This is a genomic window from Oceanobacillus zhaokaii (assembly GCF_003352005.1).
Taxonomy (GTDB): Bacteria; Bacillota; Bacilli; order Bacillales; family Amphibacillaceae; genus Oceanobacillus; species Oceanobacillus zhaokaii.
Window position 1 is genome coordinate 1,843,656 of record NZ_CP024848.1, and the last position, 13,853, is coordinate 1,857,508.

12 protein-coding genes are annotated in these 13,853 nt (G+C 37.0%); all 12 read left to right on the plus strand.

Translation table 11 applies throughout. The features are described 5' to 3' along the window. Positions 1 to 145 precede the first annotated feature (145 nt). The 12 genes from rseP (at position 146) to rpsO (ending at position 13,850) form a co-directional block, all read left to right on the plus strand. Positions 146 to 1,420 carry an RIP metalloprotease RseP gene (rseP, locus tag CUC15_RS09345; RefSeq protein WP_114916406.1) on the plus strand — a complete coding sequence of 425 codons (1,275 nt, stop codon included), beginning with the start codon at positions 146 to 148 and terminating at the stop codon, positions 1,418 to 1,420. Between the two features lie 86 nt (positions 1,421 to 1,506). Then, the gene (locus tag CUC15_RS09350) at positions 1,507 to 5,796 is read left to right on the plus strand and encodes a PolC-type DNA polymerase III (RefSeq protein WP_114916407.1); all 4,290 of its coding nucleotides are present in this window, start codon (positions 1,507 to 1,509) and stop codon (positions 5,794 to 5,796) included. A 648-nt stretch (positions 5,797 to 6,444) separates the two neighbouring features. After that, on the plus strand, positions 6,445 to 6,915 hold the full coding sequence (rimP, locus tag CUC15_RS09355; RefSeq protein WP_114916408.1) for a ribosome maturation factor RimP: 471 nt from the start codon (positions 6,445 to 6,447) through the stop codon (positions 6,913 to 6,915). Between the two features lie 13 nt (positions 6,916 to 6,928). Next, on the plus strand, positions 6,929 to 8,026 hold the full coding sequence (gene nusA, locus CUC15_RS09360) for a transcription termination factor NusA (protein ID WP_114916409.1): 1,098 nt from the start codon (positions 6,929 to 6,931) through the stop codon (positions 8,024 to 8,026). Between the two features lie 12 nt (positions 8,027 to 8,038). Further along, a complete protein-coding gene (rnpM, locus tag CUC15_RS09365) occupies positions 8,039 to 8,320 on the plus strand; it encodes an RNase P modulator RnpM (RefSeq protein WP_114916410.1) in 282 nt (93 codons plus the stop codon). Beyond that, positions 8,310 to 8,612 carry a YlxQ family RNA-binding protein gene (locus tag CUC15_RS09370; RefSeq protein ID WP_114916411.1) on the plus strand — a complete coding sequence of 101 codons (303 nt, stop codon included), beginning with the start codon at positions 8,310 to 8,312 and terminating at the stop codon, positions 8,610 to 8,612. The genes rnpM and CUC15_RS09370 overlap by 11 nt, the downstream gene beginning before the upstream one ends. 16 nt (positions 8,613 to 8,628) lie before the next feature. Next, positions 8,629 to 10,782: a translation initiation factor IF-2 gene (gene infB, locus CUC15_RS09375; protein WP_114916412.1), complete on the plus strand. Its 2,154-nt coding sequence runs from the start codon at positions 8,629 to 8,631 to the stop codon at positions 10,780 to 10,782. After that, positions 10,779 to 11,057, plus strand: coding sequence for a DUF503 domain-containing protein (locus CUC15_RS09380; RefSeq protein WP_114916413.1), 279 nt, complete (start codon positions 10,779 to 10,781; stop codon positions 11,055 to 11,057). Before infB ends, CUC15_RS09380 begins: the two co-directional genes overlap by 4 nt. A 68-nt stretch (positions 11,058 to 11,125) precedes the next feature. Further along, positions 11,126 to 11,467, plus strand: coding sequence for a 30S ribosome-binding factor RbfA (gene rbfA / locus CUC15_RS09385; protein ID WP_114916414.1), 342 nt, complete (start codon positions 11,126 to 11,128; stop codon positions 11,465 to 11,467). 78 nt (positions 11,468 to 11,545) lie between these two features. After that, the gene (gene truB, locus CUC15_RS09390) at positions 11,546 to 12,433 is read left to right on the plus strand and encodes a tRNA pseudouridine(55) synthase TruB (RefSeq protein WP_114916415.1); all 888 of its coding nucleotides are present in this window, start codon (positions 11,546 to 11,548) and stop codon (positions 12,431 to 12,433) included. Positions 12,434 to 12,450: 17 nt separating this feature from the next. Beyond that, positions 12,451 to 13,389, plus strand: a complete 939-nt coding sequence (locus CUC15_RS09395; protein WP_114916416.1) for a bifunctional riboflavin kinase/FAD synthetase — start codon at positions 12,451 to 12,453, stop codon at positions 13,387 to 13,389. 191 nt (positions 13,390 to 13,580) lie between these two features. Next, the gene (rpsO, locus tag CUC15_RS09400; protein WP_114916417.1) at positions 13,581 to 13,850 is read left to right on the plus strand and encodes a 30S ribosomal protein S15; all 270 of its coding nucleotides are present in this window, start codon (positions 13,581 to 13,583) and stop codon (positions 13,848 to 13,850) included. The last annotated feature ends 3 nt before the right edge of the window (positions 13,851 to 13,853 follow it).

The following is a 13,853-nucleotide window of genomic DNA, read 5'->3' on the forward strand; positions in this document are numbered from 1 at the left end:
TTATTTATATCTCAGGACTATATTTAGAATTCTTGGCTGTTGCAAAGCCTGTTGTGGCAGTCTAAGATGCACTTAAGTAGATAATGATTTTGCGCTTTCTTATCTACTGGGAAAATCCAATACCAATTGAAGGATGGTGCTACTTTTGACCACTATTATTGCGTTTATATTGATGTTTGGTTTGCTAGTGTTTATACACGAGTGGGGGCATATGATTTTTGCTAAGCGTGCTGGAATGCTGGTCCGTGAATTTGCAATTGGTTTTGGACCAAAAGTTTTTTCATTCACTAAAAATGAAACATTATACACAATTCGTTTAATCCCTGCTGGAGGATATGTTCGTGTAGCTGGTGAAGACCCTGAAATCATTGAGCTAAAACCTGGACATCATATCGGATTAGAGTTTAATCAGGCCGGGAAGGTTAATAAAATTATTGTCAACAATAAATCGAAGCATCCGAATGCAAGGGTCATCGAAGTGGAACGGGTTGATCTAGATCATCAGTTAATCATTGAAGGTTATGAAATTGATGAAGAAAATGATTTACTGCGATTCGATGTTGATGAAAAAGCATTTTTCATCATGGATGAAAGAGAAACGCAAATAGCACCATATAATCGACAATTTGCATCCAAAACACCAGCACAACGGGCAATGCAATTGTTTGCCGGGCCTATGATGAACTTCTTGCTTGCAATAGTTATTTTTATTATTTTAGGCTTAATTCAAGGTGTCCCTGTTGAAGAAGCGCGAATGGGACAGATTCAGCCGGATACACCTGCAGAGGAAGCTGGCCTGCAGCCTAATGATGAAGTTATCCAAATTGAAGATCAATCTGTTTCAACTTGGGAAGAATTTACTAGTGTTGTTAGGGAGAATCCAGGACAAGAAATGGAACTCGTCGTTTTAAGAAATGGGAATGAGGAAGCAATAACAATTGTGCCTAATGAAGTGGAGTCGGTTGATCAAAAAGGTGACCCAATTAGCATAGGGCAAATTGGTGTATATCAAGCAACCGAAAAGTCAGTTATTGGTACATTAAAGTATGGAATAATCCAAACCTACAATATTACAAAATTGGTATTAACTAACTTAATGATGTTAATCACCGGACAGGTTTCGATTGATATGCTTTCAGGTCCTGTTGGAATCTATGATGCGACAGATCAAGTGGTTCAAACAGGATTTATGAATTTATTGTTATGGACTGCAATGCTAAGTGTTAATCTTGGAATTGTTAACTTAGTGCCATTACCTGCACTTGACGGTGGTCGTTTACTATTTGTTGCAATTGAAGCAATTCGCGGGAAACCAGTGCCACCTGAAAAAGAAGGAATCTTTCATTTTGTAGGGTTTGCATTACTAATGCTCCTAATGATTGTTGTAACATGGAATGATATCCAACGTCTATTCCTGTAGAAAAAACCAAACCGCGAAACCCTTGTCCAATTGCTGGCAAGGGTTTCAGCATTAGTCGTATATATAGTTGAATGGGAGGGCTATCAATGGATATTTCAAAAAAAGAAAAAATGCACTATTTATTACAGCAGCTTCAAATACCAGAAGAGTATAGGAAACAATATTTCAATGAAAGTTACCTAGAGAAATTAGAAGTATATAAGAAAACAAAGACTTGGCATTTTCACATTCATGTAGGAAAAGTATTGCCAGTCAATATGTACCTGTCATTACAAGCAAAGCTTAAGGAAACTTTTCAGCAAATAGCGCAGGTAGATGTTACGATTACGACAGATGACAAAACTTGCACGGAAGAAACAATTACTGCCTACTGGAAAAACTATATTACATCAATTACAAACCTCTCTCCGGCATATCGCGACCTAGTGCAAAACCAAGCCCCTAGAGTTAACGGTAATAAGATTATGTTAACAGCAAGAAATGATGCAGAAGGAAGTGCGCTTAAAAAGCGGCTTGAGTCAGATTTTAATTTATACTGTAAAAAAATAGGGACTTTATCTTATTCATTAGAAATTGATGTGAAAACAAATTTAGCCGATCTTGAGAAGTTTAAGGAACAGAAGGCAAAAGAAGATCAGCAGATTGTACTTAAAACGGTTCAAGAAAAAGAAAAGCGTGATCAAGAAAAGAACAATAATGATAATCAGCCATTACAGCTTGGGTATAAAATTCAAGATGAGCCGATCCAAATGGAACAAATTCAAGATGAAGAACGACGTGTAACAGTACAAGGATACATTTTTTCTGTTGAAGTTCGAGAATTACGCTCTGGTAGAAGCTTATTGATTATTAAGGCAACAGATTACACAGATTCCCTGCAGATTAAGAAGTTTTCAAATGGGGACGATGATGTTGCACAGTTTAAATCTGTTAAAGAAGGCATGTGGATAAAAGCGAGAGGAAGCATTCAGACAGATATGTATTCGAATGAGCTTGCGATGATGGCAAATGACATCCATGAAATTAAGGTAGAGCAACGCAGAGATGAAGCGGATGAAGATGGAAAACGTGTCGAATTACATGCACATACTACGATGAGCCAAATGGATGCAGTTGTTTCACCGAGTGCGCTTGTTACCCAGGCTGCAAAATGGGGGCATAAGGCAGTTGCCATCACAGACCATGCAGGTGTTCAAGGATTTCCAGATGCACATGCAGCGGGTATGAAGAATGGAATTAAAGTCTTGTATGGTGTTGAAGCCAATTTAGTCGATGATGGGGTGCCAATTGCTTATAATGAAAAAGATTTGGACTTAGAAGATGCGAACTATATTGTATTCGACGTCGAAACGACAGGCTTATCAGCGGTTTACGATACGATAATTGAACTTGCTGGGGTGAAGATTCATAAAGGTGAAATCATTGATCGATTTGAGGCATTTGCTAATCCACATCATCCCTTATCTGAAACAACAATCGAATTAACAGGAATTACGGATGAAATGGTTAAAGACGCTCCGGAGGTTGATGAGGTAATTAAAGATTTTTATGAATGGATGGGAAATGATGTTCTCGTCGCTCATAATGCAAGCTTTGATATGGGATTTCTGAATCAGGCACTAAAAAGAATCAACTATGAAAAAGCGGAGAATCCTGTTGTCGATACATTAGAATTAGCTCGTTTTCTTTTCCCAGAATTGAAAAATCATCGACTAAATACATTATGTAAGCATTTAGATATTGAGCTAACCCAACATCACCGTGCAATATATGACGCAGAAGCAACTGGTTATTTACTTTGGAAGCTTGTGAAAAAGCTGCTGAATCAAGAAATTGTTAATCATAAACAATTAAATAACCATATGGGTGAAGGAAATGCATATCAAAGGTCAAGACCGTATCATTGTACTTTACTTGCGAAGACAGAAGAAGGCTTAAAAAATCTGTATAAGTTAGTGTCGTTTGCGCATATTGATTACTTCTACCGTGTACCGAGATTGCCAAGGTCTGTATTACAAAAACATCGAGAAGGATTATTGGTTGGAACTGCATGTGACCGCGGAGAAGTATTTGAAACGATGATGCAAAAATCAGCTGACGAGGCAGAGCGTGCTGCTGAATTTTATGATTATATTGAAGTTCAGCCACCAACCAACTATGTTCACCTTGTTGAGAAAGATCTTGTACAAAACGAGTCACAAGTATTAGATATTATTTCAAATATTGTTGATATGGGCGAAAGGATGAATAAAACGGTAGTAGCAACAGGAAATGTTCATTATATTGATGAGCATGATAAACAATACCGACAAATCCTGATTTCTTCTCAAGCAGGAAACCCATTAAGCCGACAAACATTGCCGGATACTCCTTTCCGTACTACAAACGAAATGCTGGAATGCTTCCATTTCCTAGGAGAAGACAAAGCATATGAAATTGTAGTGACTAATCCAAATCAGCTTGCAGAAGAAATAGAGGAGCTTTCACCAGTAAAGGACGGGCTATATACTCCTACCATTGATGGAGCTGATCAAGAAATGCGTGATCTCTGTTACTCAAATGCAAAACGAATTTATGGTGAACCAGTGCCTAAAATTGTTGTGGATCGATTAGAAAGGGAATTGGAAAGTATCATTGGTCATGGATTTGCAGTTATTTATTTAATTTCCCATAAACTCGTTAAGAAATCACTTGATGATGGATATCTCGTTGGTTCCCGTGGTTCGGTAGGTTCGTCACTAGTTGCTACGTTGTCAGAAATAACCGAAGTAAACCCACTAGTACCACACTATGTATGTCCTGAATGCCAATATAATGAATTTATTACAGATGGTTCGGTTGGAAGTGGATTTGATTTACCAGATAAAAATTGCCCAAATTGCAATACGTCACTAAACAAGGACGGGCATGATATTCCGTTTGAGACTTTCCTTGGCTTTAAGGGAGATAAAGTACCAGATATTGATTTGAACTTCTCAGGTGATTACCAGCCACGGGCACACAACTATACAAAAGTACTGTTTGGAGAAGATAAAGTTTTTCGTGCGGGTACAATTGGTACAGTTGCAGAAAAGACAGCATATGGCTATGTAAAAGGATATGCATCTGATAGACAATTAGTATTTAAAAACGCGGAAATTGATCGACTAGTTAAAGGAAGTACTGGTGTTAAGAGAACTACTGGACAGCATCCAGGGGGAATAATCGTTGTCCCTGAGGATAAAGAAATATTTGATTTCACACCAATTCAGTTTCCTGCTGATGACCGAAATAGTGAATGGAAAACAACACATTTTGACTTCCATTCCATCCATGATAATTTATTGAAGCTGGATATTCTTGGTCATGATGATCCGACCGTGATTCGTATGCTTCAGGATTTAAGCGGCATTGATCCAAAAACGATACCGACCGATGACCCTGATGTATTCAAGCTATTTTCTGGAACAGAGGCACTTGGTGTTACATCGGAGCAAATTAATAGTAAAACAGGTACATTGGGACTTCCTGAGTTTGGTACAAAATTTGTAAGACAAATGCTGGAGGATACAAAACCATCCACATTTGCTGAGCTTCTCATTATTTCTGGATTATCCCATGGTACAGACGTATGGTTAGGAAATGCTCAAGATTTAATTAATGATGGTACCTGTGTATTAACAGAAGTTATCGGTTGTCGTGATGATATAATGGTATATCTTATCCACAAAGGTTTGGAGGCATCATTAGCGTTTAAAATCATGGAATCCGTTCGTAAAGGTAAAGGATTGCAGGATGAATGGATAGTTGAAATGAGGAAAAACAATGTACCTAATTGGTATATCGATTCCTGTAAAAAAATTAAGTACATGTTTCCTAAAGCACATGCTGCCGCATATGCTTTAAATGCAATCCGAATAGCGTACTTTAAAGTACATTATCCAATTTACTTCTATGCTGCATATTTCACCGTACGGGCAGATGACTTTGATTTAATTACGATGCATAAAGGTTCAGAAGCAATACGAAAACAAATTCAAGGTATTGCCGCAAAAGGAAACGAAGCCTCGCCGAAAGAGAAAAACTTATTAACAGTATTAGAACTTTCGCTTGAAATGTGTGAACGTGGACTTTCATTTAAGAAGGTTGATTTATACAAATCAAGTGCAACAGAATTTATAGTTGATGGGGACAGCTTAATCCCTCCATTTAATGCGGTTGATGGTTTAGGAACAAACGCTGCACTAAATATTGTTAAAGCACGTGAAGAAGGAGAATTCCTATCAAAAGAAGATTTGCGCGAACGAAGTAAAATTTCCAAAACTGTATTAGAGTACCTGGATAACATCGGATGCCTAGAAGGTATGGAAGAAAAGAATCAATTATCCTTGTTTTAATTTTTAGTCTAACTTGACTTAGATTACTACTATTGATATCTATTTGCGTCTTAATAGCTAAGTTGATTTCCGTTGCGAGAAGTCGCTTTCCGAAGTAAAGCTTCAGCTCCCTCACAGGTTGCTCTGCCAGTAGAAGTCGACTTACCAAAGTGAATAAACAGCCATAATAGAAGGAATGCCATCTTATCTTGATAATAATATGCACTAGCACAATCCCAGCGTAGGAAATATACGAAGACTCCTCGAAAATAAAGTTCTATTTGTCTGATTGCGATGTAACGCTGCTGAAGCTTACCTTGTCCTGCGGGAGGCTCAGCAGCCCCCGTGGAAAGTGAAGTGTATTTTCCGAGCGCTCGGCCAGTGTATAATCGCCATCAAAAGTAAGAACAACCTTTATGGTATAGCGTTAAATTGGTAAATCTTGCATCAGGTCAATGTATATGCTATAATACTTTGTGGTAAGTAATGATACGGACAGTCAAAGAGTGGGTGAAAACCCACTCTTTCTTCATAGTTCTATTCCACACTGACAAAAAATTCCCTTGCCACAAATTCAGGCAGGGATTTTATTTTTAAAGGGATAAATGAAGAAGCATGGATTAGTCCATAATATATGTAATACTACAACTGAATAAAGGAGGATGAAAGTTGAGTTCTCAAGTAATAAAAACAACTGAAGAATTAGTTCTGCCAATTCTAGAAGAAAAGAAATTTGAATTGGTGGATATTGAGTATGTCAAAGAAGGGAAAAACTGGTTTCTGCGTCTATATATTGATAAGCCAGGCGGAATTGATATTACCGAATGTGGCGATGTATCAGAAGCGCTCAGTGAGAAGCTCGATGCAACAGATCCAATAAAAGAACCGTATTTCTTAGAGGTCTCATCACCAGGTGTTGAAAGACCACTCAAAACAAAAGAAGACTTTAACAATAATATATCAAAAAACATGTTTATAAAACTATATGAGCCAATCGACAATGAAAAAGAGTATGAAGGAATTTTGAAGCAGTTCGAAGATAATATATTAACGATTGAATATAAAGTTAAAAATCGAATGAAACAAGTAGAAATTCCATATGACAAAATAGCAAAAGCAAGAATTGCTGTCACGTTTTAAGGGGGAAAAGATAGTGAGCAGTCAGTTGTTTGATGCAATTGATAATTTATCAAGTGAAAAAGGTATTGACAAAGAAGTATTATTAGAAGCATTAGAAGCAGCATTAATCTCGGCATATAAGAAGAATTTCCAATCTGCCTCAAATGTTAGAGTAGAATTAAATGAAGCAACCGGAAAAATGAGTGTTTATTCAAGAAAAACGGTTGTTGAGGAAGTAGAAGATTCACAGTTGGAAATTTCTTTAGATGAAGCTAGAAAACTTGATCCCAACTATGAATTAGAAGATACGATTGAATTAGAGGTAACACCAAAGGACTTCGGGCGAATTGCTGCACAAGCTGCTAAGCAGGTTGTAACACAACGAGTTCGGGAAGCAGAGCGTGGCGTAATCTTCTCTGAATATATTGATCGTGAAGAAGATGTAATGACTGGAATTATTCAGCGTGAAGACCCACGATTTGTATATGTGAATTTAGGGAAAATTGAAGCGAAATTAGCAGAAGCTGAACAGATGCCAACAGAGGAATATAACATACACGACCGATTAAAAGTATTTGTAACAAAGGTTGAGAACACAAGTAAGGGACCACAAATCTATGTCTCAAGATCTCACCCAGGCCTCCTGAAACGACTTTTTGAAATGGAAGTTCCAGAAATCTTTGATGGCGTTGTTGAAATTAAATCAGTAGCAAGGGAAGCTGGCGATCGTTCAAAACTTTCCGTTTATGCTGCAAATCCAGAAATTGACCCGGTCGGTTCTTGTGTTGGTCAAAGAGGACAACGTGTACAAGCAATCGTTGATGAATTAAAAGGTGAAAAAATCGATATTGTTGAATGGTCAGAGGATCCAAAAGTATACGTTTCGAATGCATTAAGTCCTTCAAAAGTAGTCGATGTCATCGTGAATGAAGAAGAAAAAGCAACTACTGTAATTGTTCCAGATTATCAATTATCGTTAGCGATTGGCAAACGCGGCCAGAACGCAAGACTAGCTGCGAAGCTCACAGGCTGGAAAATTGATATTAAAAGTGAATCAGAAGCAAGAGAAGAAGGTTTGTTAACTGAAGCAGAAGATACGTATTCAGAAGAAGTAGAAGACTTGTTCGAATAAGGAGGGATACGTATGGTAAAACAGAGAAAGACACCAGAACGAAAATGCATCATAACGAATGAAATGAAGCCAAAGAAGGATCTTATTCGTGTCGTGCGCAACAAAGAAGGGGAAGTCTTTGTTGATCCTACAGGCAAGAAAAACGGCCGTGGTGCATACTTATCTCGAGATTTGGATGTTATTACAAAAGCAGAGAAATCAAGTGCACTTAATCGGCAGTTAAATGCGGAAGTAGATGCTTCTATATATGAAGAATTAAGAATGCTTGTCACAGGTAATGTCAATGAAAAATAGTTATTTAAACTTAATTGGACTTGCATATCGAGCTAGAAAATGCTCATTGGGTGAAGAATTGATTATTAAAGATATTCAAAATCAACGAGCGAAATTAGTACTGCTAGCAAGTGATATCGGTCCACAAACGAAGAAGAAGCTAATGGATAAATGTAATTTTTATAATGTGCCAGTTGTGATAGTAGATGATCGGGAAGCACTATCGAACGCAATTGGGAAATCCCAAAGAGTTGCAGTTGGTATTTTAGATGCTGGATTTGCAACTAAAATAAGATCGTTGTTGGGTAATTAATCTCGGGGGTGAACGTATGAGTAAAATGCGTGTATATGAATATGCAAAACAAAATAATACGTCAAGTAAAGATGTAATTGACTATTTAAAGGAATTGGATGTGGAAGTTTCGAATCATATGTCAACAATATCAGATGATACTAAAGGAAAATTAGATAAGAAGTTTGTTAGTCAGCCGAAGAAAAATGAAAAAAGTGTACAACAAACAACCGTGAAAAATGATTCAAATAATAACGGGTCAAATCAAATGAAAAAGAAAGATAATCGTCCAGAGAAGAAAGCTAATGCAACAACGCAAAACAATAAATCTGGTGGCCATCAAAAGAATAATAGAAATCAAAATAGACGTCCGAATCACTTTAATAAAGGCAGAGGTAATAAGCAAACTTCAACAAAACAATCAACTGTTGTTGAGACGCCTAAAAAGATTACGTACAGTGATACATTAACAGTAAGTGGGTTAGCTAGTAAGCTTTATAAAAAAGAAGCGGAAATTATTAAAAAGTTAATGTTCATGGGTGTAATGGCAACGAAAAATCAAGATTTAGACGATGATACAATCGAACTAATTTGTAACGATTATAATGTAGAAGTAGAGAAAGAAATCATTATAGAAGATACGAATTTTGACAAATATATCGTTGAAGAAAAACCAGAAGATCTTGTTGAACGACCTGCTGTTGTAACAATTATGGGGCATGTTGACCATGGTAAAACGACAACACTTGACTCTATTCGTAACACGAAGGTAACTGCAGGCGAAGCTGGTGGAATTACACAGCATATTGGTGCTTATCAAGTAGAAGTTAACGATAAGAAAATAACTTTCTTAGATACGCCTGGACATGCTGCATTTACTAGTATGCGCTCACGTGGTGCACAAGTTACAGATATTGCTATACTTGTTGTAGCGGCTGATGACGGTGTTATGCCACAAACAATTGAAGCAATTAACCATGCGAAAGCAGCGGAAGTACCGATAATTGTTGCTGTGAACAAAGTGGATAAAGAAGCAGCCAACCCTGACCGAGTAATGCAAGAGCTAACTGAACATGGTCTTGTACCAGAAGACTGGGGCGGAGAAACGATTTTCGTGAAGATATCCGCGAAACAGCATACAGGTATTGATGATTTATTAGAAATGATTTTACTTGTAGCTGAAGTTGAGGAATTAAAAGCAAATCCAAATGCAAATGGATTTGGTACTGTTATTGAAGCAGAGCTTGATAAGGGTAGAGGATCTGTTGCAACGTTACTTGTACAAAACGGTACCTTAAATGTTGGGGATTCTGTCGTCGTCGGTAATACATTTGGCCGTGTTCGTGCAATGGTAAATGATCTTGGCGAACGGGTTACAAGTGTTGGTCCATCGACTCCTGTTGCAATTACAGGATTACATGATGTACCACAAGCTGGTGATCAATTCTTAGTATTTAAAGATGAGAAGAAAGCTCGTCAAATTGGTGAAGCTCGTCAGCAAAAACACATTATGGAAAATCGTCATGAACAAACGAAAATTAGCCTAGATGATTTATTTGAGCAAATTAAACTAGGTGAAATGAAGGAATTAAATATTATCATTAAGGCAGATGTACAAGGTTCTGCTGAAGCACTTTCATCATCACTTCAAAAAATTGATGTGGAAGGCGTTAATATTAAAATCATCCATGCAGGGGTTGGAGCGATTACGGAGTCAGATATTATTCTAGCATCAGCTTCAAATGCGATTGTTATCGGCTTTAACGTTCGTCCAGATGTTAATGCGAAAAAAGCAGCAGAATCTGAAAAGGTTGATGTTCGCCTGCACCGTGTTATTTACAGTGCAATTGAAGAAATTGAATCAGCGATGAAAGGCTTGCTTGACCCAGAATTTGAGGAGAAAGTGATTGGTCAAGCGGAAGTTCGTGAAACATTTAAAGTTTCTAAAGTTGGTACAATTGCTGGAAGCTATGTAACGGATGGTAAAATAACAAGAGATTCAAGTATTCGTCTAATCCGTGATGGTATTGTGTTATTCGAAGGTGAAATTGATACGTTAAGACGTTTCAAAGATGATGTGAAGGAAGTTGCACAAAATTATGAATGTGGTATTACGATTGCAAACTTTAATGATGTTAAAGAAGGCGATGTAATTGAAGCATATAAAATGGTAGAAATCGAACGCAAATGATCTTATTTGCAGAAGTTGAATGTAAGTTATATGAAGGAAATTCACTTAAAGCAAAACGTTCTGTTATCAAAAGGTTATTAGCTAAGTTGCGGAATGATTATAATCTGTCTGTAACTGAACTGGATTATCATGACCTTTGGCAACGGACCAAAATTGGGATTGTCACGATTTCAACAGACTTATCTCATGCCGAACAAAGAATTCAAAAAACGTTACATGTTATTGATTCATTTCCAGAATTAGAACGTACTATTACAACTGTAGAACGCATATAAAATCTCCTTTTACCTGTTAGATAAAACAAGTGGAAAGGATACTAGGTTTTTGATGAGGTGAAAGCAAAATGTCTGAATTACGTGCAAATCGAATTGCAGAACAAATGAAAAAAGAGCTAGGTGAAATAATTACCCGCAAGATAAAAGATCCGCGAGTTGGATTCGTAACTGTAACGGATGTTGAAGTGAGTGGTGACCTGCAGCAGGCAAAGATATTTATTTCTGTTTTAGGCGATGAAAAACAAAAGCAAGAAACACTTACAGGACTTGCGAAAGCAAAAGGGTTTATCCGAACAGAAATTGGCAGACGAATTCGTTTGCGCAAAACACCAGAACTTTTATTTGAATTTGATGAAGCATTCGAATATGGAAATCGTATTGATACGATTTTACGTGATCTAAATAAATAATCATATTAATCTGACTCGGTTATTCACTTAGCCGGTCAGATTTTTCCATGCAGAATATATTTTTTTGGAGCTGATTAAATGAATGGTATTTTGCCATTATGGAAGCCAAAAGGAATGACATCACATGATTGTGTGATGAAGTGCAGAAGGCTGTTTAAAACAAGAAAAGTTGGTCACACTGGAACCCTCGATCCTGAAGTGGAAGGTGTATTGCCTATTTGTATTGGTGAAGCAACAAAAATAGTGTCATTTTTAACCGATACGAAAAAAACGTATATCGCAGAAGTTAAATTGGGAGAGGCAACTGAAACAGAAGATGCCCAGGGGAAAATAATTGAAGAAAAGAAAGTAGCAAATCCCCCAACCATAGATAGCATAAAGGAAGTATTGCAATCTTTCATGGGAACGATTACACAAATTCCGCCAATGTATTCCGCTGTTAAGGTCAACGGACGAAAACTTTATGAATATGCAAGGGCAAATGAACCGGTGGAGCGACCAGAGCGTGAAATAACGATTTATGATATCCAGTTGTTATCAACGAATACAGATAGTTTCAAAATTAAGGTGCTTTGTTCAAAGGGTACGTATATCCGCACTCTATGTGTTGATATTGGTAAGAAATTAGGTTATCCTGCACATATGTCAGGATTAGTTCGGACAAATACCGGATCATTTTCCGAGAAAAATACAGTGACATTTGCTAATATAGAAGAGGCTGCAGAAAATAATGAACAAGAAAGATTGCTAGTTCCAATCATTCATGGCGTGGATCATTTGGACCGGTTGGATGTTGATGAAGCGACGAAATTCAAAGTTATGAATGGGCAAAAACTGAAGGCGCCAAAACACACCATCGAAACGGATCCATTCTTAGTTGTTCATCAGCAGCATTTATTAGCAATTTACCAAAACCACCCTGATAAACCGGAGGAAATTAAACCCGTTCGTGTTTTTAATGGGTGAGAAAGAAGTGAAAGAATTTGAGAACATTTGAATTAACATACCCACATGCCTTAGTGCTGGATGAATTACCGAATACAATAAGTGCAATTGGATTTTTTGATGGTATACATAAAGGTCATCAGAAAGTAATTCAAACTGCAATTGATGAAGCTAAAGAGAAGAATATGGAGAGTGCTGTTATTTCCTTTCATCCTCATCCATCCGTAGTGTTAAAAAAAGACACGCAACACGTGAAATACATTACACCGATAAAAGAAAAAAAGGAAATGCTAAAACAATTAAATGTCGATCGATTATATATCATTAAATTTAATCAAGAACTATCTAAATTATCTCCCCAAGAATTTATCGATCATTTTATAATCGGCTTGAATATTAAACATTTAGTAGCTGGATTTGATTATACATTTGGTCATAAGGGTAGTGGTAACATGAATAATATAGCTGACTATACGAGAGACAGATTTACGGTTACGACAATTAACAGGTACACATTGGATGACGAGAAGGTCAGTTCAACAAAAATTAGAGAGCTATTACGGACTGGAAGTGTGGAAGAAGCAAATCAGTTACTTGGAAGACCATTTAAGCTAGATGGAACCGTAATTAGAGGCGATCAGCGCGGCAGAGATCTTGGCTATCCAACCGCAAACTTAAGGATTAATCCAGATGCACTGCTTCCAAAGCAAGGAATTTATGCGGTGAAAGTAATATACAAGAATGAAACCTACGAGGGCATGGCTAGTATTGGAACAAACCCAACCTTTACTGCTGATCGCGAGGATCTTTCTGTCGAAGTTAATATATTTGACTACAATAATGATTTATATGGTGAAGAGTTATACGTTGAGTGGCATAAATACATCCGTGATGAAGAGAAATTTGCAAATGCTGAGGAGTTAATCGATCAATTAGCATTAGATGAGAAAAATATTCGTGCTTATTTTGGCAGATAATTAAAGTGCAGAATAACTATAATAATGTCAAAAAGCTGTGCTAAACTGTTTTTTATCATGTGACTGCATTTTCTCTTGCATTTTATCAAAAAAAGGGTTATGCTTATTTACGTAAAACCGTTGCTTGGCAAATCGTAACTCCGACGCTTGCTAGGGAACTGGGGATATAGAAATTATAGGAGGTGAGCCAGATGGCTATTACACAAGAGCGTAAGAATGAAATTATCAATGAATACAAAGTTCATGATACAGATACTGGTTCTCCAGAAGTACAAATCGCTGTACTAACTGAAGAAATCACAACTCTAAATGAACATTTACGTGTTCATAAAAAAGATCACCATTCACGTCGTGGTTTATTGAAAATGGTAGGTAAACGTCGTAATTTACTTAACTATCTTCGTAATAAAGATGTTACACGTTACCGCGAATTAATTAAACGACTTGGATTACGTCGATAATCT